Source organism: Pseudomonas salicis (genome assembly GCF_057128705.1).
The window spans coordinates 748,415-770,043 of record NZ_JBSKHU010000004.1 but is presented as its reverse complement, the minus strand read 5'-3'; the positions used below and the strand labels follow the sequence as shown (position 1 = coordinate 770,043).

The window sequence follows — 21,629 nt, the reverse complement described above, 5'->3', positions numbered from 1 at the left end:
CAGGGCAGCAATGTCAGGAGCGTAGGGAGAAATCCTCGGTGCGCTGCGTTACATAACGCTGTACACCGAGGCGGTTTTTCCGGATTGACTGAGGGCCGGGCCAAGCGCCGGTTCAGCCCGGTCTTGCCCTTCTCAAGGGTTCAATGCCGTGTAGTTGCGTCGCCCCAGGCGCAGGATCATCAAGCCAACGGAATCCGCATTCTTGAGCATGACCTGACTGCGTTTGTCGACATCGGCCAGAAAGACCGTCCGGGCCTCGTCAAGGGTCTTCGCGCCTGTGATCCGCAAGATGCTCGAATACCCCAGCGCATCGTCGCGACGTACATCCCGCCAGTGACCGTCCTCTTCCTGCGTGAACAAATCCTTTTGGGGAGTGCGATGCGAAAGCCGATAGTCCTGCATGCGTTCGATCTGCGCCCGCATGCGCACATTGGCTGCCGTGTCCTCCCTGAGCAAGTCAGGGTAAGGCGCGTTGGACTCCAGGTACGCGATGTCCTTGGTATCGAGCACCCAGTGCGACAACTCATGGATCAAGGTCGATGCCTGGAAATGCGGGGTTGTCTCGAAGCCCTCAAGCGCGGCGGCGGGTTTGAGCCGGAAACGCGGCGGGCGGAAGAAACGGTCCGTGAGAAACACCCGGTGCTGAGGGTCCATCGGAATGATGAACGCGGTCACATGGCCGCGCCCTGGCCGGTTGGTCCCGATCACAAAGCGGGTTGACGAGAATGGCGACAACGAGGGGTCCATCACCCCGTCCAGCAGCGCCTTGACGGCCACCTGCACCCGCGTCAACAGGGCCTGATCGGGGCTGGCCGTTCCGAAGAACTCGCCGACGATGCCTGCAACGCGCGGGTCGAGCGTACCGTCCGCCTGACGGGCATTGAGGTTGTCGAGACAATTTTCCAGGTATTGCCTGGCGAGCGAATGGGCCTCGGCGATGCGCCTGGCACGGTAACGGTAGGCTTGACGGATCTCGGCCATGCCGCTGGCCTCGATCACCATGCCGCTCTCGGCGCTGGCGGTGGAGGCGGTGTCAAGAAAGCGGGTGACGGCGCCCCCGCCGCCTCTGAGGCGCAGGTCCAGATCCAACTGCCAGCGCTGGTTGCTGTCCAGTACGATTTTCGGTCCCGGCGCGTTGTCTGAACCGACGATCATCCACTCGCCCCGTTCAGCCAACCGTTTGACTTGATAAACACGGCCGGCCACGACGGAATAAGGCGTTTCATCCTCCCTATCGAAATACAGGTTGAGCAATTCGTCGTGACGCATTTCATTCAGCGCGACGTTTTGCGCCTCCAGCCCTTGAAGCCTGACGCGTTGTTCCGGGGTCAGGGTCGTCCGGCCCCAGGAAAAAGACGAAGTGGCCGCCTCTTCCTCCGCGACTTCTGCCAACGGAGCCGCTGCGCCACCTTGAGGAGGTTCCTCCAGTGACTGTTGCCGAGCCGTCACCATCAGTCCCAGTGCCGAGGTAAACTCCGACAACGCCTTCCCCCACCGATGCCGAGAAGCTGACACCGCAGAATTCCGGAACAGCGTGTGGCTCTGCCAGAGGGTGACCAGTGAAGCCAACTTGCTGGGGAGCAGCGTGAGGGCCTGACTGAGCGCCAGTGTGGCCAAAAACCTGCGACCTGCATCATCGGCCTGGGCGTTGGTCACCGAATTGGACGTGCCCATCGCCACCAGCAGGTCCAGCGTGCCAGCGAACAACGTTTGCAACGCGTTACCTTTGATTTCGGCAATGTTCAGCGTGACAGGCCCAGGCGCGCGCACCGGCAGTTCATTGAAGGCTTCAGTCGAAAACGGCAGATGCGGCTCGATGAAACCGCCGTGGGCGTAGCGGCGATGCACGTCCGGCGCCAAGCGCTCCAGCAGCAATCGCTGGAGGGATGCGTCCGTACGAATGGCGTTCAGCAGCGCCTCGCGATTGGCGTATTCACGGAACACGAACGCTTCGTGATAAACCGCATATAGCACCACAGGCCCGGCATCGGGTGCCGTCGGGCAGATTAGATAGACCCCGGTAACCGGATCGGGGGTCATGCCTTCGTCTGCCACCAACTGCAACTGGCTCAAGATGACCCACGTGCCGTCGATCGGTTCGCGGGCGATGCCGTCGGGCATGTCCAGCACGCGGGCGATGAATTCATAGGCAGTGGCGCTGAGCTTATCCTGGACCTTGTCCGGCAGCGCGACCGACATCAATGCCGAAGGCAACTGGCCAATGAACAGGCGCTGGCGCGCGGCATAGTGAGGCTCGGTGGGATTGAACGCATTGCGCAGCAAGGTGGTGTAGGCCGCGCCTACGTCCACGGACCTGACCAGCGAACGCAGGTAATCGGGCGTCAGCGCTGCGCCACGGTGAGACGGTCCGGTGTAATGCACACTGAGCGCCGCGTCCTGAGCATCGACGAAGCGGTTGATCGCATAGTCGATCAGGGACTCAGTGCGCACCTCAGTGGCGGCAGGCACCCCCGAAGGCAATTCACCGGTGGCGGGTAACGCCGTGACGTAGCGTCGCGACGTGACCGTGATCTTATCCGGGTCGAATGCCTCGGCGGGAAAATCCCGCTTCAAGGTTTCGGTCAGTCGTTGTCGCGCCAGATCCTGCAAGCTCGGGATGCCAAACAGGAAATCCCTGCCGTCGTCGCTGTTCTGGTAATAGCGTTTGAAGATGTTGTAGTAATCCACCAGTTCGGCGATCGACGCCTCGCTCACCCATGACGGCAGCATCGCTTCGAAAATGCTGTTGTCGATTCTCACCGACAGGCCGTCTAGCGACCCGATCAGCAGATCATCCAGTTCCGTCGCGCTCGCCAGACGCGTGAACAGGCCGGCCTCGAAACGGCAACGTCGTGCTCGCCTGCACAACAGCTGCAGGTTTTGGTGCTGGCGGGTCATCATGCGGTCTTGCAACGCTCGCGACGAGTGACCGTCCAGACGCGTCAGCTCAATTCGGAAATCGCTGTCCGTCGCGTTCGATAGCTTCGCCTGTAACGCACGACGATCCTCTTCACTCAGAAGCTGCAACCAGCGCTCACGATCGTTTTGGACGTTGTACCGCACGGTGGCTTCCATGCGTTCGATCGACGCGAACTGACGCCAGCCGATCTCGCACGACCACAACAGCACCGGACTGTCGGGGTTCAGAGGCTGCCGGAGCACCAGCGTATCGCACAAAGAAGCCGCCGGTTGATCACCATGAGCGAACGACACCGAGTACGCTTCCGTCACAGGAACGCCCAACGCAAGACGCAGACCACGAATCGGGCGATCCAGCACCTGCCGAACCAGGGTCACCGCGGTGCTGTCGATCCTGGCTTGACGCTTGGCCAGAGACAAGTCCAGGCGAATCGCATCATCGCGAGTGCTTAGCGCAACCTGGTACGGCGTCGAGTGTTGATCATCTTTGCGCTGCACACCGAGCCTGGACTGTTCGAAGGCCTCGACGTATCGCTGATCGAACGCCCTAAGCCCTTCGGTGAGCAAGTGATTGATCAGGTCGGTTTCCAGCGCCCCCATCGAGACCATCGCATCGACCTTGAGACGGGTACTGCGGTGCATCGCCGCGGAGCGGTGGCCACTCACGCATTCAAGCAGCAACGAAACCAGGTCCAGCGTGACCACATGCAGTGATTCACTGACCGATACGCTGTGCCCTTCCACATCGGAGATGTCCGCCGGTCCCGATTCCAGCCACTGAGCCTTGAACGATTGCGCAGGCAGGTAGCCGTCGAACAGCACGCACAGATACCGCTGCAGCGTATGACTGGCCGACTGGATCAGCACATTGTCCAGCTGTTGCAGGCGCCCGGCCCGCGCGTCGAAAGCCTGGGCATACTCGACCCAAGAGGCCCTCAGGGAGCGCACGGGGACGGGCGTTTCGTCTTCTTTATCAGCAGGCTCTGGCGCGGGCTCGGTCAGTTCGCCGGCCGGGACAGGTTCGGATGAGTTGACCGCTTCGCTCACCCGAGCGACAGGCTCCGGGGCCGCTTCGATGACCGGCACGATCATCGGTTCGGCCGGCACCGTTGCCGCTTCGCGCTTAAGCCACGTTTGAGTGAAATCGGTCGAACTGCCCTCACGCCAGCGCCCCGACCCGAACGCTAATTGCCGAGGGTCGAGCAAGCCCCGCACGTCCAGCGCATCATCGAGCATCGCCGTCAGTTGCTCCGAGGCGCAAGGCAGGCTCATGGCGAACGCTAGGTTGCGTGCCTGCAAGGCGATGATCGAGTCGACACGTTCAGCGCACAACGGCGTCAGGATTTCTTCCAGCTCGATCTCCAACGCCCCTGCCCTGTCGAGGACCGCTTGATCGGCCAACGCCAGGGCTGGTCGCAGCCGATCCCGCCCGGCCGCCGTGGACAGGAACCCGGTCAATGTTGCCAGGTCGGCAAAATGCAGCAGCCGATGATCGGGAGAGAACCAGAGAATTTGCCCCTCGGCTCCGTTTGCGGGCTTGACCAGAAAGGTTGCGGCCAACGGTGAGGCGGGGCCGTCTCCTGCCTTGAGCGACAATCGATGGCAGCGAAGATCACCGCCTACCGTTCCTGACGGCAGTTGCAACACCGGCAGCAGCGCATTGAGTGTGTCCACGTGCAAGGTGCCATCGTTACGGTGGTCATACAGTTCGCGGCGCAAGCTAGCGACGAACCCCTCGATGGCCAGGGCGCGTCGAGTGGTCGGGCCGGACACCGTCGCACGCCAGTAGGCCGTCAGCAATTCACGATGGCACGCCTCCAGCCCGGCGTGGGCCGCCGTGAAAGCCTGATGGAACAGCGCGCTGTCCGCCGTCGTCGCCAGCAGTCCCCGCGTGTCGAGGAACCGACGCTCATAGCCGACGTCCAGCGTGACCTTGCAGCTGTCGTCGAATGCCGCTTGCGCCAAGGTCTGAACCACCAGGTCTGGCTCGGCATCGCCGTCGTCGATGGGCGTGATCTGCAACACATGCGTCACCGGGTCGAGGGGCATGTGCGGCAGCAAGCGTTGCAGCTCCCGGCTCAGCGATGCAGTGGAGGCCTCCAGCAGCGAGGGGATCTGACTCAATTGCGTCGTCAGTTGCCCGACCGCCTCCACCTGCTGATCGACGATAGCCAGCATTTGCGCCCTGAACGGGTCGCCTTCGATCTTTTCGTACTCGAACAGGGTGTCGGCGCCGCCGGCGAAACGTTCACGCAGGAGGGCCAGCAGCGCACGGCGATCCTCGAAGGCTTCGACGCCGTTCGCCAGGCTGAACAGATACACATGGGGATCGTCGGTCTGGCCATGGCTGAGCATCAACGTCGCGGTCAGCTCGAAGGGCCGTTGGGTGCCATCGCTGAACACCAGCCGATCCACCCTCAGCGGATCAAGGTCGCCCTCGTCGGGATCGTGGGCCAGGCATTGCAGCCATACGCGCTCGTCGGCCGTCAGGCGACGTGCTTGCGCAGCGTCATCCAGGCCATCGAGAAAGCGCTGCCTGAGCGAAGCCCGGTGGAAATAGTTGACGGTATTAATAGACATGAAAGCTCCTTTTCACGAAATGCCCAGGCCGGTGTTCACCGGCCATGGGCCACATGCCAAGGAGCGTAGGGAGAAACCTCGCACGCCCTGCGCTACATAATGTTGTGCACGCAGGCGGATATCTCAGATTCACTGACGCCAGCGCGGGCGAGCCGATCGCTACAGGGCCAGCGCAAAAAACGCCTGGATCAATCGCAGTTCCCGTCGCCGGGCCAGGCAACTGATGAAATGCTGATTCACCAATCCCTCCCCCACCAGCGGCACCGCCACCACGCGCGGGTCGTGGCTGACTTCGACCGACGACACGATGCCGATGCCAAGGTCCGCCGCCACCGCTTCCGTCACCGCCTCACGACTGTCCAGCTCCAGTAACACCCGTGGATTGACCTCGACCAAAGCGCACGCCGCATCGAAGGTCTTGCGGGTCACCGAGGTCGATTCGCGCAGCACCATGATCCGCCGATCCAGACGCCCAACCGCGATCTCGATCTCATTCGCCCATTCATGCCCGACCGGCAATAACGCGCAGATCCGCGACTGGGTCAGGTTCTCCACATGCAAGCCCTTGCGCGATTCCACCTCGGTCAACACCGCCACATCGGCATGTTCCGAAACCAGCGCGGCCAAGGTGTCCTGAGCATTGCCCAAGCGCAGATTGACCGTGATCCCCGGAAATTTCGCCCGCAGCCGAGCCAACATGGGCATCACCAAGTGCGGCCCATCCGCCACAACTTCCAGACGCCCCGTCAACAATTCACGATGGGCCTCCAACAGCGCTTCGGCTTCCTCGGCCATGCCGAACATCGCACGGGTGATCGCCGCGAGTTTCACCCCCTCTTCCGTCAATTCGACCCGCCGCGCCGTGCGCCGCAGCAGGGTGATCTGGTAGCGATCTTCCAGCGCCTTCACGTGCCCGGTCACAGCAGGCTGGCTGATGAACAGGCGCGCGGCTGCGCGGGTGAAGCTGCCTTCGCGGGCCACGGCGTCGAAGGCGCGCAGTTGAAAGAGGTTCATGAATCGGCCTGACTTATAGTTCGGATAACAACAAGCAATTTGATTGATAGCCGTCCGATCGTCAACGTAGCCCCATCACGTCCTGACACTGCGAGGCCCCATCATGAGCAACACCGCACCCATTTTGCTGACACCCGGCCCGTTGACCACGTCCGCCCGCACCCGGCAAGCAATGATGGTCGATTTGGGTTCGTGGGACGAACGCTTTAATGCCCTGACCGCCAACGTCTGTTCGCAATTGCTGGACATCCTCAACGGCCACGGCACCCATCGCTGCGTACCGCTTCAGGGCAGTGGCACCTTCGCCGTCGAAGCCGCCATCGGTACGCTCGTGCCTCGCGATGGCAAGGTGCTGGTGCTGATCAACGGCGCGTACGGCAAACGACTGGCAAAGATTTGCGACGTGCTGGGCCGAGCGTTTTGCACCTTCGAAACCCCGGAAGACCAGCCCACCACGGCCGCCGATGTCGAAGCGATGTTGCGAGCTGATTCACGTATCACCCATGTCGCGCTGATTCATTGCGAAACCAGCACCGGCATCCTCAACCCGCTGCCGGCGATTGCGGAGGTCGTCGCTCACCACGGCAAACGGCTGATCATCGATGCCATGAGTTCATTCGGCGCGCTGCCAGTGGACGCCGCTGCAATCCCGTTCGACGCGTTGATAGCCGCTTCGGGCAAATGCCTGGAGGGCGTGCCGGGGATGGGCTTCGTCTTTGTCCGCGACGAAACGCTGGATGCCGCAGCGGGCCATTCGCCCTCGCTGGCGCTGGACTTGCACGACCAGTACGCCTACATGGCCAAGACCGGGCAATGGCGTTTCACCCCGCCAACCCACGTGGTCGCGGCGCTGCACGAAGCCCTGCTGCAATACCGGGAAGAAGGCGGCCTGCCCGCGCGCAATGCTCGCTACACCGCCAACTGCAAAACGCTGCTGGACGGCATGGCCAGACTGGGCCTGCGCAGTTTTCTCGCGGCCGACATCCAGGCACCGATCATCGCCACGTTCCACGCCCCACGCGATGCCCGTTATCAATTCAAGGATTTCTACGAGCGGGTCAAGGCCAAGGGTTTCATCCTTTATCCGGGCAAGCTGACCCAGGTCGAGACCTTTCGCGTCGGCTGCATCGGCGACGTGGACGCCCGAGGTATGCAGGCTGCCGTCGATGCCATCGGCGACGTGCTGCGGGAAATGGAGGTGCTGGACATCTGAGCCTCACTCCTTTGTTTTTAACCCTGAATTCGCCACGACGTTAAGGATTGACCGATGAACTATAAGCACCCTACTCACCTGCAAGCGGCGATTCTGGACTGGGCAGGCACCGTCGTCGATTTCGGTTCATTCGCCCCGACGCAGATTTTCGTCGAGGCCTTTGCCGAGTTCGAGGTGCAAGTCTCCATCGAAGAAGCCCGCGGCCCCATGGGCATGGGCAAGTGGGACCACATTCGGACGCTGTGCGATCAATCACCGATTGCCGAGCGTTACCGCAAGGTGTTCGGCCGCGTGCCCACAGACGAGGACGTGACGGCGATCTATGAACGCTTCATGCCGTTGCAAATCGAAAAAATCGCCGAGCACTCGGCACTGATCCCCGGCGCGTTGGACACCCTCACCCGTCTGCGCCAGCAAGGACTGAAAATCGGTTCCTGCTCGGGCTATCCGGCGGTGGTGATGAAAAAAGTCGTCGAACTGGCCGCGCAAAACGGTTACGTGGCCGACCACGTGGTCGCCACTGATGAAGTGCCAAACGGGCGCCCCTGGCCTGCTCAGGCGCTCGCTAACGTGATTGCATTGGGAATCGATGACGTGGCCGCGTGTGTCAAGGTCGACGACACCGTACCGGGGATTCTCGAAGGCCGACGTGCAGGAATGTGGACGGTGGCACTGCTCTGCTCGGGCAATGCGCTGGGCATGACGCACGAACAGTATCAAGCGCTGACACCCGAGAGGCTGGACGCCGAGCGCACACGTATTCACGCATTGTTCGAAGGCTCACGCCCGCACTATCTCGTCGATACGATTAATGAGTTGCCCGAGGTGATCGCCGACATCAACCGGCGTCTGGAGAAAGGGGAAGTGCCGCAGAATCTCCGAGAACCCGGCACCCTGTAGCAGTCCGGCAAGCCGGACTGCTACAGAGGCTTCAGCTATCAGGCCTTGAGCGTGCGCTCAACGTGCGCCGCAAATGCATCGATGATGGCCTGCAGGAACGGGCGGGTCTTCTCGCTCAGCTTGCCTTGCTCATCGAAGAACGTCCCGGCGTTGCCCAGATACGCCTCAGGTTGCTGCATGCACAGCACGTCGAGGAACACGAAGCTCTGGCGCAAATGCTGGTTCGCACCGAAACCACCGATGGCACCCGGCGATACGCTCACCACGGCCGCAGGTTTGGCCTTGCCCCACGAGCTCTTGCCGTACGGACGCGAGCCCACGTCGATGGCGTTTTTCAGTGCACCGGGCACCGAGCGGTTGTACTCAGGGGTGACGAACAGGAAACCGTCGGCGCCCTGGAGCGACTGGCGGAATGCGGTGTAGGCGGCCGGGGGGGAATCGAGGTCGATGTCTTCGTTGTACAGCGGCAGGTCGCCGATTTCGACGATGCTCAGTTTCAGGCTGGGCGGTGCCAACTCTGCCAGTGCGCGGGCGACTTTGCGGTTAATGGAGTCTTTTCGCAAGCTGCCGACGATCACTGCAATGGTATGGGGCTGGCTCATGAAGCTGACCTTCTTCTGATGGAGGAGTGGACAGTTATAGATGAAAGATGCCGTTCAGTCCGCCCTGTTTTTTGGTTGCCACTCATCGAATCCGCCGATCTTCGTGGCGGATCTCGTCGCGTCCACACCTACCGTTGGTCGCGACTATTTTTTCCCTCAACGAAAACTCCCCCTCAAAACGGCGGTCTGAAAGGCTTGAGCGAGGAAGGTGCCTACAGATCCTACGGATTTGCCTTACGAGCGGACACGGATTCACGGCGCGCAGTGGTACGATGCGAGCGAAAACGAGCAGTTATTTCCAGAGGTTACAAAGCAAATGGCTTCAGTTCTAGTTGGGCAATTTCATGCCAGAGATGCGGAAGGTCGCATCTACCCGGTGCATGAATTCCGCGAATCACAGCCCGACGAGGCTGACGGCAAGGAGCCCGTGTCCACCTATCGCCTGGCCATTGGCGACCGCGTGAACCACTTGGGTGGCGATGAATTCGAATTGGTGCAGTCAGGGATCAAACTCACCCGCACGTGAAGCAGCCACGAGCTTCGAGTGGTGAGCGGCAGGTTAAAAGCAGTGCGCGGTGTCTGGAAGTGCGTTGTTCAGCTTGAGGCTTGTAGCTTACAGCTCGGAGCTGTCGACGGAGTCGAAAAGCAGGTACCAGAAGATCGCTGATTCTTGCGTCGTCGGGTCGATGGCGCGGTAGCGCAGGTGGTCGATTCCGCCGACCACGAACCCGTAGCTTTCATACAACCGGCACGCCGCCAAGTTGTTGTTCTGGGTTTCCAGCACGATGCCCGGCAGGTAGTGTTTGCGGGCCCAGAACTGTGCCACATCCAGCAGCTTCCGGGCCACGCCGTTGCGCCGGGCCACGGTGTCCACCGCCAGCTCATCGATGTGGGCAAAACCATTCCAGTGTTTGCTGATGACGATATGCCCGACCGGGTCCTCGTCCAGCCATGCCACCAACACGGTGCCGTCGCCACCGTCGCGGTAGTTGCAGAACTCTTCCGAATCAATCCCGTAATTCTTCAGATAAGGTTCGACCGGCGTCACGGGCCATTGCGCCACGGGCTGACCGATCTGCACCTGCGCGTAGCCGGTGACCTCAAAGGTGAATTCGCAATTGAGGATGTAATCCTCGAAGCACTCGTCCGCGACACGAATGCTCAGGGTCGGGCTGGCCATTGTCACCGGGAGCCTCCTGCGCCTTGGATGAACGGAGTCAAGCCTGCCTGGCGGCTCAGGCTTGCTGGGCCTGCGCTTCCAGCAACTGAGTCCAGAGTGCCGGAGCGCCAGCCGACTTGGCGATGACCGCCAGACGCGCTTCGTGCTCGGCCCTTTCGGCCTCACTCGCCATGACGATCCGGCCCGGCGTGCGGTTGACGATCTTCCGCACTTCGGAAGGACGGTCCGCACCTCCCTCGCCATCGTTGTTACCCGCCAGGGACAGGGCCGTCTGGCCACCGGTCATCGCCAGGTAGACGTCGGCCAGAATCTCGGAGTCGAGCAACGCGCCGTGCAGCTCACGACCGGAGTTGTCGACGTCGTAGCGTTTGCACAGGGCGTCGAGGCTGTTGCGTTGACCCGGATGACGCTCACGGGCCATGGCCAGGGTGTCGAGGATCGAGCAGTAGCTGGAAAGATTGGCGCGGTCGTGCTGGCCAATCAGATTGAATTCGTTATTGAGGAAGCCAACGTCGAAGGGCGCGTTGTGGATGATCAGCTGCGCGCCCTTGATGAACTCGTAGAACTCATCGGCGACTTCGGCAAAACGCGGCTTGCCGATCAGGAACTGGTCCGTGATGCCGTGAACGCCGATGGCGCCCTCGTCGCTGTCACGGTCCGGTTGCAGGTACACGTGGAAATGACGCCCGGTCAACCGCCGACCGATCACCTCGACACACCCGATCTCGATGACCCGGTGGCCATCAGTGACGGGCATACCGGTGGTTTCGGTGTCGAGTACGACTCGACGTTCAGTGATGATGTTCTGTGCAGTCATTGCCTGGCGCCTCGGTTGCAGGCGCGGATATTAACACGGGAGTTTTCGGGATGTGTGCACGACCGATTGGATGAAGCTCACGCTCACAGAATTGCCTGTTCGCCGCGAGTTCGGGCCAGACGCGGCCCCCACTGTAGGAGCGAATTCATTCGCGAAGGTGGGTCAGGCGATGGAGATGCTCGGCTGCACCGGCCAATCGCGAATAAATTCGCTCCTACAGGGTTCATCTGCGCCGCGAAGTCCGGGCCTAGCAAGGACTCAACTGTGGGAGCGAATTCATTCGCGAAAATGGGTCAGGCGATGGAGATGCTCGGCTGCACCGGCCAATCGCGAACAAATTCGCTCCTACAGGGTCCATCTGCGCCGCGAAGTCCGGGCCTAGCAAGGACTCAACTGTGGGAGCGAATTCATTCGCGAAGATGGGTCAGGCGGTGGAAATGTATCGGCCGCACAGGCCATCAACCGTGCTTGATCCCCCGCACTTCATCCACGCCGCGATTCGCCAATTGATCGGCACGCTCGTTGCCGGGGTGGCCGATGTGCCCGCGCACCCACTTCCAGGTGACGTTGTGGCGGTTGACCTGCTCGTCCAGTTGCTTCCACAGGTCGGCGTTCTTCACCGGTTCTTTCGCCGCCGTCTTCCAGCCGCGCTTCTTCCAGTTGACCATCCACTCGGTGATGCCCTTCATCACGTACTGCGAGTCGGTCACCAGAATCACGTCACAGGAACGCTTGAGCTCTTCCAGCCCGCGTATTGCCCCCAGCAGCTCCATGCGATTGTTGGTGGTGTTGGCCTCACCGCCCCAGAGTTCCTTTTCAACGCCTTTGCAGACCAGCAATGCGCCCCAGCCGCCAGGACCGGGATTGCCCTTGCAGGCGCCATCGGAGAAGAGTTCGACGGTATCGGTATCGCTCATTACATTCGTTCCAGAATTGATGAAGCCCGGCTATCCACCCCAAGGCATCAAAGCTCGGGGGTGCGCCGATTGACCTTGGCCATCGGCAACGGCAGGAGTTTGCCCATGGGTTCCCGGCGAGGCATGCGCACCGGTCGCAGACCGACCACCATCTTGCGTGCCACTAATAAATAGAAGCCGCCACCGGGGCTCTGCCAGCCACCGCCCAGACGCTCAAGGCCTGACAGGCGGTTTTGCCACTTAGGCGAAGCAAGCGGCGGACGATAGCACCCGAACCGGCGTTTCTCCAGCGCGAAGCCCAGCAGATTGAGCCAGTCCCCCACCCGCGATGGCGAAATGCAACGCGCCCGACGCAAGGCATCGTTGGCGAAGAAATGACGGATGCCCCACGTGCTCCAAGGGTTGATGCCGACGATCACCAAATGGCCACCAGGTCGCACACTGCTGGCGGCTTCGCGCAACAGGCCATGGGGTGAAAGACAGAAATCCAGCCCGTGCTGCATCACCACGACGTCAGCCGCGTGCTCGCTCAACGGCCAGGCCTGCTCTTCGCACACGATCTCAACCCCCGGCAAGGGCGCGCCAAGCCGTATGTTGCGCTGCACCTGCTTGGCTTCGGGCGGGTTTTGCGCCGACGGTCCGTAATGCACCAGGTAGCCGCCGAAGAACCGTTCGAGCTCTTCTTCGAGCACCTTTCGTTCTTCTTCCAGCAACAACTGCCCCAAAGGGGCGGACAGCCACTCACGGGCAGCGCTGATCAACTCAAGCCACTCGGGGTCGGCCTGGGCGAACGCTTCATCGGTCATTTCCGGTCTCCATGAGATGGCCCGCGCGAGGAAGGCTCGCGTGGACGCTATTCAGACTCTAAGATTGCGCTTTGTTTCCAGCCAAGTGAATCGCGCCATGATACAGATCGATGCCCTGCCCGCTTTCACCGATAACTACATCTGGTTGTTACAAGACAATGCCAGCAAGCGTTGCGCCGTGGTCGATCCCGGCAACGCCGCGCCCGTGCTGGCCTGGCTGGGCAACCACCCTGGCTGGAAACTGAGCGACATCCTGATCACCCATCACCACGCGGACCACACCGGTGGCGTAGCCGAGCTCAAGGACCTTACCGGCGCTAAAGTCTACGGCCCGGCCAACGAAAAAATTCCGGCCCGGGACGTTGCGCTTTCCGATCACGATGAAGTCACCGTACTCGGCCTGACCTTCGCCGTCCATGCGGTCCCCGGCCACACCCTGGGGCACATCGCCTTTTATCACGCCGATCCGCAGACGCCCCTGCTGTTCAGCGGTGACACGCTGTTCGCGGCGGGCTGCGGTCGACTGTTCGAAGGCACCCCGGAACAGATGCATCACTCGTTGAGCCGTCTGGCCGAGTTGCCCGACAGCACTGAGGTGTACTGCGCTCATGAATACACCCTGAGCAACCTGCGTTTTGCCGTGGCCGTGGAGCCGGAGAACCCGGACGTCACTGGCCGTTTCGAGCAAGTGACCCGCTGGCGCGAGGAAAACCGTATCAGCCTGCCCTCGACATTGGGGCTGGAGCGCAAGACCAATCCGTTTTTGCGCGCTTCGCAACCTTCAGTAAAACAAAAAGCGGACGAACGGACGGGTATAGACAACGCGTCGCCTGTAGCCGTTTTTGCCGCCTTGCGCGCCTGGAAAGATAAGTTCTAAACGGGTCGCGGATCGGCACAAAAATTCTGAAAGGTTGACCGTTCTTAAGACGCTTTCTAGAATCGCCCGACATTTTCGACTGGAACTATCCCCCAGCCAATGTCGTCATCCATACGCAGAACCTTTAATTCCGACGCATTGACTCGGTTAGCTCAGGCAATCGCGGTGGTCGCGAGCGCAACGTTGGCAGGCTGCCAGACCACCAGCAGCCTGGAGCCTAGCGGCTCGACCAACGTCTCTCACACCCCCGCCGTTGCCAAACCCCAGCCTGTTTTCGTGGCACGCAAACCCGCTCCGCTGGCCCCGCCCCACGATGTGTGGGAACGCATGCGTCAGGGCTTCCAGTTGCAAGACGGCAACGGCCTCAACCCGCGCATCGACCAACAGCGCCTCTGGTTCGCCAACAACCCGTCGTTTCTCGAAACGGCCGGTGAGCGTGGCAGCCTTTATATGCACTACATCGTCGAACGCCTCGAAGAACGCAACATGCCCTTAGAACTGGCGCTGCTGCCGGTCATCGAAAGCGCCTACAACCCGAACGCGCTGTCCCGCAGCGATGCAGCGGGCATCTGGCAGTTTATCCCGTCCACGGGGCGTTACTTCAACCTGCGCCAGACCAGTTTCTACGACGGTCGCCGGGATATCACGGCGTCCACCGCCGCCGCCCTCGACTACCTGACCAAGCTGCACGACATGTTCAACGGCGACTGGCTGCTGGCTCTCGCGGCCTATAACGCCGGTGAAGGCACCGTCAGCCGCGCCATTGAACGCAACGAAAAGCTCAATCTGCCGACCGACTACTGGAACCTGCCCCTGCCGCAGGAGACCCGCGACTACGTGCCGAAACTGCTGGCCCTGTCGCAAGTGGTCATGTCGCCGGAAGCCTACGGCGTCAACCTCAACCCGATCGACAACAAGCCTTACTTCGAAGTCGTCGAGCTGAACCAGCGCATGGACCTGTCCAAAGTCGCGCAGATGGCCAACATCGATGAAGACGAGCTGATGCAGCTCAACCCGGCGTTCAAGAAGCGCCTGACCATCGACGGCCCTCAGCACCTGTTGGTGCCGACCTCCAAATCACAATTGCTGACCGCCAACCTCTCGAACATGAAGCCCGAAGAGCTGGTGGACTGGCAGCAATACCGTGTGCGTCCGGGCGACAGCCTGGCCAGCATCGCCAGCCGCTACAAGGTGTCAACCAGCACGCTCAAGGACTTGAACAAGCTCTCGGGCAATCACCTCAAGCGCGGCCAGGCCCTGACCATTCCCGTGCAACCGGGCATGAAAACCGCGATGCCGGTGTTCGAAGAAGTGGCCGAGGTGGATGAAAAGCCTGTCCGCATGCGCACCTATAAAGTGAAGAAGGGCGACACCCTCGCGCAGATCGCCCGCGCTAATAAGGTGGATGCCAAGGACCTGCAGCACTGGAACAAGCTGACCGGCCATAACATGAAGGTGGGTCAAACGCTGGTGATGCAGGACAACAGCAAGCCTGCCCCTGCGCCAACCACCAAAGCCAGCGCCCGCGCCGTGGCCAAGGCCGACACCGGCAGCAAGGCCAAAGGCAAGGCTCAGGACGCCGAACCGAAGGCGATGCAGTACAAAATCCAGAAAGGCGATTCGATGTACGCCGTGGCCAAGCGTTTCAACGTCGAGATGCAACACCTCAAGCGCTGGAACCCGCGCAGCGGCCAAGCGTTGAGGCCAGGGCAGACGTTGACGGTTTATTTGCCGCATTGATCTACCGACACCGCCCCCTCCGCAGAGCGCGATTGCGTTGAATCCTTCAACGCATCATTCGCTGACACGCTTCTGAACCTGTAGGAGTGAGCTCGCTCGCGATAGCGGTGTGTCTCTGACACATCGGTCGCCTGAAACACCGCTATCGCGAGCGAGCTCACTCCTACAGGTTCGATGCTGGCCACCACCCTTTTTCCAGCCCATACAAGCTGTTACTGTGACCGACCGCTGCCTGGATCGAACGCCATTTGATACGCCTCCTGCTGCTGACTTTCAGCCTGGTCTTGAGCACGACAGCCGCCGCGACCATCAGCGAAAGCCATGGTTACGCACAGTTCGGTGTCCTCAAGTACCCGGCCAGCTTCACCCATTTCGACTGGGTCAATCCCGAGGCGCCGAAGGCTGGCACCCTGCGAATCATGGCCAACGGCACGTTCGACACGCTCAACCCCTACACTTTCAAGGGCAGCAGCCCGATCTCGACCCCCAATTTCGGCCAGTACGGCGTCAGTGAGCTGAACGAACCGCTCATGGTCGGCACCGGGCAATACGACCCGTCCGGGGACGAACCGACGTCAAGCTACGGCCTGATCGCCAAGACCGTCGAATACAGCGAGGACCGCAGCTGGGTGGTGTTCAACCTGCGCCCCGAAGCGCGCTTTCACGACGGCAAGCCGATCACTGCCTACGACGTGGCGTTTTCCTACAGAACTCTGTTGAAAGACGGACACCCGCAATACCGCACGGCATTGCAGGAAGTGCAGCGGGTGGACATCCTCAACCGCCATCGCATCCGTTTCGTGTTCAAGCGATCCGGCAATCCATTATTGATTCTGCGCCTCGGCGAACTGCCCGTACTGCCGCAGCATTACTGGAAGAACCGCGACTTCAAGGCCACCACCTTCGAGGCGCCGCTGGGCAGCGGGCCGTACCGCATCACTCAGGTCCGTCCGGGGCGCAGCCTGGTGTTCGAGCGGGTCAAGGATTACTGGGGCAAGGACCTGCCGGTCAATCGCGGCAAGTACAACTTCAACCGTGTGGAAGTGGAGTTCTACCGCGATGCCGACGTCGCTTTCGAAGCCTTCAAGGCGGGCGAATTCGACATCTACATCGAGCATCAGGCCAAGAACTGGTTCACCGGCTACGACTACCCCGCCGTCAACGAAGGCCGTGTGATCAAGGCGCAGATTCCGCACCAGATCCCGACCCAGACCCAGGGCCTGTTCATGAACACCCGGCGCGGCACCTTCGCTGACATTCGCGTCCGGGAAGCCCTGGGTCTGATGTTCAACTTTGAGTGGACCAACCGCACGCTGTTCAACAACGCCTACCAGCGCTCGACCAGCTACTACCCCAACAGCGAATTTTCCGCGACCGACCTGCCCTCCGGCCGCGAATTCCTGATGCTGTCGCCCTATCGCAATCAACTGCCCGCGCCGCTGTTCACCCAACCGTTTGCGGTGTCGAAAACCGATGGCGGCGGCGTGCCCCGCGACACCATTCGCCGCGCCCTCGGCCTGCTCGCCGACGCCGGTTGGAGATTCACCGACCGTGGCCTGACCAACGCGGCCGGTCAGCCGTTGCGTTTTGAAATACTCCTGGTCAACCCAAGCCTCGAACGAATCCTGCAGCCCTACATCGAAGACCTCACGCGAATCGGCATCGAGGCTCGGCTGCGCACGGTCGATCGCGCTCAATACAAGCAGCGGCTGGACCAGTTCGATTTCGACATGATTCTGATGACCCTCAGCCAGACCCTGAGTCCGGGCCTGGAACAATGGCAGTATTTCCATTCCAGCCAGGCCAGCATCAAAGGCAGCAAGAACTACGCGGGCGTCGCCAATCCGGTGGTGGATAGCCTCCTCAGCCAGCTACTGTCGGCGAAAACCCGTGAAGATCAGGTCGCCGCGACCAAGGCACTGGACCGCGTCCTGCTCTGGCAGCATTACATGATCCCCAACTGGTACCTCAGCACCCATCGTCTGGCGTACCGCAACAGATTCGCCTTCGTCACCACCCCGCCCTATACCCTGGGCCTGCGTGCGTGGTGGCTCAAGCCTTCGGAGAAAAACCCATGACTGCCCTCCGCTCCCTGACGCGGGTTGGCGGCTTGTTGCTGAGCCCGTTCCTGCTGACTCCACTGCTGCTGGGGATGGCCACCTCATCCCAGGCCGCGCCGCAACATGCCATCACGCTCTACAACGAAGCGCCCAAATACCCGGCGGACTACAAGCACTTCGATTACGTGAACCCCGACGCGCCGAAGGGTGGCATCCTGCGCAGCGCCGGGTTTGGCGGCTTCGACAGCCTCAATCCGTTCATCAGCAAGGGCGTGCCCGCCGACGACATCGGCCTGATTTACGACACCCTGATGCGTCAGGGTCTGGACGAGCCGTTCACCGAATACGGCCTCATCGCCGAGAAAGTCGAACGCGCCCCGGACAACAGCTGGGTGCGTTTCTACCTGCGACCTGAAGCCAGGTTCAACGACGGCCACCCGGTGCGTGCCGACGACGTGGTGTTCAGCTTCGAGACGCTGATCAAGGACGGCTCGCCGCTGTACCGCAGCTATTACGCTGATGTCGATCAGGCGGTCGCGGAAAACCCCACCACGGTGCTGTTCAAGTTCAAGCACAACGACAACCGCGAGCTGCCGCTGATCATTGGCCAACTGCCGGTGCTGCCGAAACATTGGTGGGCCACCCGCGATTTCAGCAAGGGCAATCTGGAGATTCCGTTGGGCAGCGGGCCGTACAAGGTGGTCGACGTCAAACCCGGACGCTCGGTGCGTTACGAGCGGGTCAAGGATTACTGGGGCAAGGACCTGCCGGTCAATAAGGGCTTCTACAACTTCGACAAGCTGTCCACCGACTACTACCGCGACAACACCGTCGCCCTCGAAGCCTTGAAAGCCGGGGCCTTCGACTTCTGGCAGGAAATGACCGCGAAAAACTGGGCCACCGCCTATGACGTTCCCGCCGTGCGTGAGGGCCGTTTGATCAAGGAAGAAATCCCCAACGGCAACCCGCAAGGCATGCAGGGTTTCATCTTCAACCTGCGCAAGCCGATGTTCCAGGACGTCCGTGTGCGTCAGGCCCTGAGCCTGCTGCTGGATTTCGAGTGGACCAACAAGCAACTATTTTTTGGCACCTATACACGTACAAAAAGTTATTTCGACAACTCGGACATGGGCTCCCGTGGACTGCCGTCCGAGGCCGAGCTGAAAATCCTCGAACCGCTGCGTGACAAACTGCCGCCCGCGCTGTTCACCGAGGAGTTCAAACTGCCGGTCACCGATGGCAGCGGCATCATTCGCGAGCAACAGCGCAAGGCGTTCGCGTTGCTGAAAGACGCGGGCTGGAAGATCGTCGGCGACAAGATGGTCGACACCGAAGGCAAGCCGGTCAGCATCGAATTCCTGCTGGCTCAGACCGAATTCGAGCGCGTGCTGTTGCCGTTCAAGCGCAACCTGGCGGACATCGGCATCAACCTGGAGATTCGCCGGGTGGACGTCTCGCAATACATCACCCGCCGCCGCTCGCGGGACTACGACATGATCGTCGGCAGCTTCCCGCAATCCAGCTCGCCGGGTAACGAACAGCGCGAATACTGGGATTCGTCCGCTGCCGACAAACCGGGCAGCTACAACCTGATCGGGCTGAAGGACCCGGCCGTCGACACGCTGGTCAGTGGCCTGATCAACGCGGACTCGCGCCAGAGCCTGATCGACCACACCCGCGCCCTCGATCGCGCCCTGCTCTGGGGCTACTACGTGATCCCCAACTGGCACATCAAAACCTGGCGGTTGGCGTACTGGGATCACCTTGGTCATCCGAAAAAATCCCCGCTCTACGACATCGGCACCATGACCTGGTGGGTCAAACCCGACGCGACCCCTGCGATTCCGGTGCAAACCACGCAGGACGCCTCCGAGCCTGAAGCACCTTCCAAGGACACGGAGCAATAACATGCTGGCGTACATTCTGCGGCGTTTGCTGCTGATCGTGCCGACCCTGTTCGGCATCCTGTTGATCAACTTCGTGATCATCCAGGCCGCTCCCGGTGGCCCGGTGGAACAGATGATCGCCAAGCTCGAAGGCTTCGAAGGCGCCACCAGTCGCATCGCCGGGGGCGGCGCGGAAGTCTCGGTGGCGGGCTCGACCTACCGCGGCGCACAGGGCCTGGACCCGGCGCTGATCAAGGAAATCGAGCACATGTACGGCTTCGACAAGTCGGCGCCGGAACGCCTGTGGACCATGGTCAAGAATTACGCCCGCCTCGATTTCGGCGACAGCTTCTTCCGCGACGCCAAGGTCATTGACCTGATCGTCGAGAAGATGCCGGTTTCGATCTCGCTCGGGTTGTGGAGCACCCTGATCATGTACCTGGTGTCGATCCCGCTGGGGATCGCCAAAGCCACGCGACACGGCAGCCAGTTCGACGTCTGGACCAGCTCGGCGATCATCGTCGGTTATGCGATCCCTGCGTTTTTGTTCGCCATCCTGCTGATCGTGGTCTTCGCAGGCGGCAGTTATTTCGACTGGTTCCCGCTGCGGGGCCTGACCTCCAGCAACTTCGACGAGCTGAGCTGGCTGGGGAAGGTTGGCGATTACTTCTGGCACCTTGTACTGCCAATCACCGCGTTGGTGATCGGCAACTTTGCCACCATGACCCTGCTGACCAAAAACAGCTTCCTCGATGAAATCGGCAAGCAGTACGTGATCACCGCCAAGGCCAAGGGCCTGACTCAGCATCGCGTGCTCTACGGCCATGTGTTTCGCAACGCGATGCTGCTGGTGATCGCAGGTTTCCCGTCGGCGTTCATTGGCATTTTCTTCACCGGCTCGCTGCTGGTGGAAGTGATCTTTTCCCTCGACGGCCTCGGCCTGATGAGTTTCGAAGCCGCGATCAACCGCGACTACCCGGTGGTGTTTGGCACCCTCTTCATCTTCACCCTGCTGGGGCTGGTGGTGAAACTGATCGGCGACCTGACCTACACGCTGGTTGACCCACGTATCGACTTCGACCGCAGGGATCATTGATATGACGTTGTCCCCTCTCAATCGACGCCGTTTCGAACGCTTCAAGGCCAACAAACGCGGCTGGTGGTCGCTGTGGCTGTTTCTCATCCTGTTCGGCCTGAGCCTCGGTGCCGAGCTGATCGCCAACGACAAACCGCTGATCGTGAAATACGACGGCCAGTGGTTTTTCCCGGTGTTCGAGCGCTACCCCGAAACGACCTTCGGCGGCGAATTCCCGCTGGAAGCCAACTACAAGAGCCCGTACATCAAGGAGCTGATCGCGGCCAAAGACGGCTGGACGTTATGGGCGCCGATCCCGTTCAGCTACCAAAGCATCAACTACGACCTGAAAGTCCCGGCCCCTGCCCCGCCGTCCCGCGAGAATCTCTTCGGTACCGACGACCAGGGCCGTGATGTGCTGGCCCGGGTAATCTACGGTTTCCGCGTCTCGGTGCTGTTCGCCCTGACGCTGACGGTCCTTAGCTCGATCATCGGCGTCATCGCCGGAGCCTTGCAGGGCTTTTATGGCGGCTGGGTCGATCTGGTCGGCCAACGTTTTCTGGAAATCTGGTCGGGCCTGCCGGTGCTGTACCTGCTGATCATCCTCGCCAGCTTCGTGCAGCCCAACTTCTGGTGGCTGCTGGGCATCATGCTGCTGTTCTCGTGGATGAGCCTGGTGGATGTGGTGCGCGCCGAGTTCCTGCGCGGACGCAACCTCGAATACGTGCGCGCCGCCCGCGCCCTGGGCATGCAGAACGGCGCGATCATGTTCCGCCACATCCTGCCCAACGCCATGGTCTCGACCATGACCTTCATGCCGTTCATTCTCACCGGCGCGATCGGCACCCTGACCGCGCTGGACTTCCTGGGCTTCGGCCTGCCCGCCGGCTCGCCCTCGCTGGGCGAACTGGTCGCGCAGGGCAAATCCAACCTGCAAGCGCCGTGGCTGGGCATCAGTGCCTTTGCCGTGCTGGCGATCATGTTGAGTCTGCTGGTGTTCATCGGCGAATCCGCCCGTGACGCGTTCGACCCGAGGAAATGAG

General features: G+C 61.2%; 17 protein-coding genes. 10 read left to right on the top strand and 7 right to left on the bottom strand.

Annotated elements, in window-relative coordinates; genetic code table 11:
• Positions 1-132 precede the first annotated feature (132 nt).
• Both ACWKWE_RS18115 and ACWKWE_RS18110 read right to left on the bottom strand, forming a co-directional pair.
• On the bottom strand, positions 133-5,499 hold the full coding sequence (locus ACWKWE_RS18115) for a dermonecrotic toxin domain-containing protein (RefSeq protein ID WP_483851272.1): 5,367 nt from the start codon (positions 5,497-5,499) through the stop codon (positions 133-135).
• Between the two features lie 159 nt (positions 5,500-5,658).
• Positions 5,659-6,513, bottom strand: a complete 855-nt coding sequence (locus tag ACWKWE_RS18110; RefSeq protein ID WP_166593206.1) for a LysR family transcriptional regulator — start codon at positions 6,511-6,513, stop codon at positions 5,659-5,661.
• Between the two features lie 103 nt (positions 6,514-6,616).
• On the opposite strand from ACWKWE_RS18110, the gene ACWKWE_RS18105 reads away from it, so the two are divergent.
• Together ACWKWE_RS18105 and phnX are read left to right on the top strand one after the other, a co-directional pair.
• A complete protein-coding gene (locus tag ACWKWE_RS18105) occupies positions 6,617-7,726 on the top strand; it encodes a 2-aminoethylphosphonate--pyruvate transaminase (RefSeq protein WP_483851271.1) in 1,110 nt (369 codons plus the stop codon).
• Positions 7,727-7,780: 54 nt separating this feature from the next.
• The gene (phnX, locus tag ACWKWE_RS18100) at positions 7,781-8,626 is read left to right on the top strand and encodes a phosphonoacetaldehyde hydrolase (protein ID WP_483851270.1); all 846 of its coding nucleotides are present in this window, start codon (positions 7,781-7,783) and stop codon (positions 8,624-8,626) included.
• Between the two features lie 38 nt (positions 8,627-8,664).
• On the opposite strand, the gene ACWKWE_RS18095 is transcribed toward phnX, so the two are convergent.
• A complete protein-coding gene (locus ACWKWE_RS18095) occupies positions 8,665-9,228 on the bottom strand; it encodes an NADPH-dependent FMN reductase (protein ID WP_166593209.1) in 564 nt (187 codons plus the stop codon).
• Between the two features lie 40 nt (positions 9,229-9,268).
• On the opposite strand from ACWKWE_RS18095, the gene ACWKWE_RS18090 reads away from it, so the two are divergent.
• Both ACWKWE_RS18090 and ACWKWE_RS18085 read left to right on the top strand, forming a co-directional pair.
• Entirely contained in the window at positions 9,269-9,418 is a 150-nt protein-coding gene (locus ACWKWE_RS18090) for a hypothetical protein (RefSeq protein WP_483851269.1), read from the top strand.
• Positions 9,419-9,544: 126 nt separating this feature from the next.
• Positions 9,545-9,754, top strand: coding sequence for a hypothetical protein (locus ACWKWE_RS18085; protein WP_166593210.1), 210 nt, complete (start codon positions 9,545-9,547; stop codon positions 9,752-9,754).
• A gap of 87 nt (positions 9,755-9,841) precedes the next feature.
• On the opposite strand, the gene ACWKWE_RS18080 is transcribed toward ACWKWE_RS18085, so the two are convergent.
• The 4 genes from ACWKWE_RS18080 to ACWKWE_RS18065 form a co-directional block, all read right to left on the bottom strand.
• A complete protein-coding gene (locus ACWKWE_RS18080) occupies positions 9,842-10,414 on the bottom strand; it encodes a GNAT family N-acetyltransferase (RefSeq protein WP_483851268.1) in 573 nt (190 codons plus the stop codon).
• A 49-nt stretch (positions 10,415-10,463) separates the two neighbouring features.
• Positions 10,464-11,207 (bottom strand): DNA polymerase III subunit epsilon, encoded by a 744-nt coding sequence (dnaQ, locus tag ACWKWE_RS18075; protein WP_166593791.1) that lies wholly within the window; start codon positions 11,205-11,207, stop codon positions 10,464-10,466.
• A gap of 476 nt (positions 11,208-11,683) precedes the next feature.
• Positions 11,684-12,142: a ribonuclease HI gene (rnhA, locus tag ACWKWE_RS18070; RefSeq protein ID WP_341959097.1), complete on the bottom strand. Its 459-nt coding sequence runs from the start codon at positions 12,140-12,142 to the stop codon at positions 11,684-11,686.
• A gap of 47 nt (positions 12,143-12,189) precedes the next feature.
• Positions 12,190-12,948, bottom strand: coding sequence for a class I SAM-dependent methyltransferase (locus tag ACWKWE_RS18065; protein ID WP_483851267.1), 759 nt, complete (start codon positions 12,946-12,948; stop codon positions 12,190-12,192).
• 97 nt (positions 12,949-13,045) lie between these two features.
• Here ACWKWE_RS18065 and gloB point away from each other — a divergent pair, with 97 nt between their 5' ends.
• The 6 genes from gloB (at position 13,046) to ACWKWE_RS18035 (ending at position 21,628) form a co-directional block, all read left to right on the top strand.
• The gene (gene gloB / locus ACWKWE_RS18060) at positions 13,046-13,825 is read left to right on the top strand and encodes a hydroxyacylglutathione hydrolase (protein ID WP_483851266.1); all 780 of its coding nucleotides are present in this window, start codon (positions 13,046-13,048) and stop codon (positions 13,823-13,825) included.
• Between the two features lie 99 nt (positions 13,826-13,924).
• Positions 13,925-15,565: a LysM peptidoglycan-binding domain-containing protein gene (locus ACWKWE_RS18055; protein WP_483851265.1), complete on the top strand. Its 1,641-nt coding sequence runs from the start codon at positions 13,925-13,927 to the stop codon at positions 15,563-15,565.
• A 248-nt stretch (positions 15,566-15,813) separates the two neighbouring features.
• Positions 15,814-17,643, top strand: a complete 1,830-nt coding sequence (locus ACWKWE_RS18050; protein ID WP_483851264.1) for an extracellular solute-binding protein — start codon at positions 15,814-15,816, stop codon at positions 17,641-17,643.
• Positions 17,640-19,532 carry an extracellular solute-binding protein gene (locus ACWKWE_RS18045; RefSeq protein ID WP_483851263.1) on the top strand — a complete coding sequence of 631 codons (1,893 nt, stop codon included), beginning with the start codon at positions 17,640-17,642 and terminating at the stop codon, positions 19,530-19,532. Before ACWKWE_RS18050 ends, ACWKWE_RS18045 begins: the two co-directional genes overlap by 4 nt.
• Position 19,533: 1 nt before the next feature.
• Positions 19,534-20,607, top strand: a complete 1,074-nt coding sequence (locus ACWKWE_RS18040) for a microcin C ABC transporter permease YejB (RefSeq protein ID WP_483851262.1) — start codon at positions 19,534-19,536, stop codon at positions 20,605-20,607.
• Position 20,608: 1 nt separating this feature from the next.
• Complete coding sequence (locus ACWKWE_RS18035) at positions 20,609-21,628, top strand: ABC transporter permease (RefSeq protein ID WP_166593219.1); 1,020 nt, start codon at positions 20,609-20,611, stop codon at positions 21,626-21,628.
• The last annotated feature ends 1 nt before the right edge of the window (position 21,629 follow it).

Coding starts and splice junctions, on each gene's coding strand:
- ACWKWE_RS18115 (WP_483851272.1), bottom strand. CDS start 5,499: ATGTCTATTAATACCGTCAACTATTTCCACCGGGCTTCGCTCAGGCAG.
- ACWKWE_RS18110 (WP_166593206.1), bottom strand. CDS start 6,513: ATGAACCTCTTTCAACTGCGCGCCTTCGACGCCGTGGCCCGCGAAGGC.
- ACWKWE_RS18105 (WP_483851271.1), top strand. CDS start 6,617: ATGAGCAACACCGCACCCATTTTGCTGACACCCGGCCCGTTGACCACG.
- phnX (WP_483851270.1), top strand. CDS start 7,781: ATGAACTATAAGCACCCTACTCACCTGCAAGCGGCGATTCTGGACTGG.
- ACWKWE_RS18095 (WP_166593209.1), bottom strand. CDS start 9,228: ATGAGCCAGCCCCATACCATTGCAGTGATCGTCGGCAGCTTGCGAAAA.
- ACWKWE_RS18090 (WP_483851269.1), top strand. CDS start 9,269: ATGAAAGATGCCGTTCAGTCCGCCCTGTTTTTTGGTTGCCACTCATCG.
- ACWKWE_RS18085 (WP_166593210.1), top strand. CDS start 9,545: ATGGCTTCAGTTCTAGTTGGGCAATTTCATGCCAGAGATGCGGAAGGT.
- rnhA (WP_341959097.1), bottom strand. CDS start 12,142: ATGAGCGATACCGATACCGTCGAACTCTTCTCCGATGGCGCCTGCAAG.
- ACWKWE_RS18065 (WP_483851267.1), bottom strand. CDS start 12,948: ATGACCGATGAAGCGTTCGCCCAGGCCGACCCCGAGTGGCTTGAGTTG.
- gloB (WP_483851266.1), top strand. CDS start 13,046: ATGATACAGATCGATGCCCTGCCCGCTTTCACCGATAACTACATCTGG.
- ACWKWE_RS18055 (WP_483851265.1), top strand. CDS start 13,925: ATGTCGTCATCCATACGCAGAACCTTTAATTCCGACGCATTGACTCGG.
- ACWKWE_RS18045 (WP_483851263.1), top strand. CDS start 17,640: ATGACTGCCCTCCGCTCCCTGACGCGGGTTGGCGGCTTGTTGCTGAGC.
- ACWKWE_RS18040 (WP_483851262.1), top strand. CDS start 19,534: ATGCTGGCGTACATTCTGCGGCGTTTGCTGCTGATCGTGCCGACCCTG.
- ACWKWE_RS18035 (WP_166593219.1), top strand. CDS start 20,609: ATGACGTTGTCCCCTCTCAATCGACGCCGTTTCGAACGCTTCAAGGCC.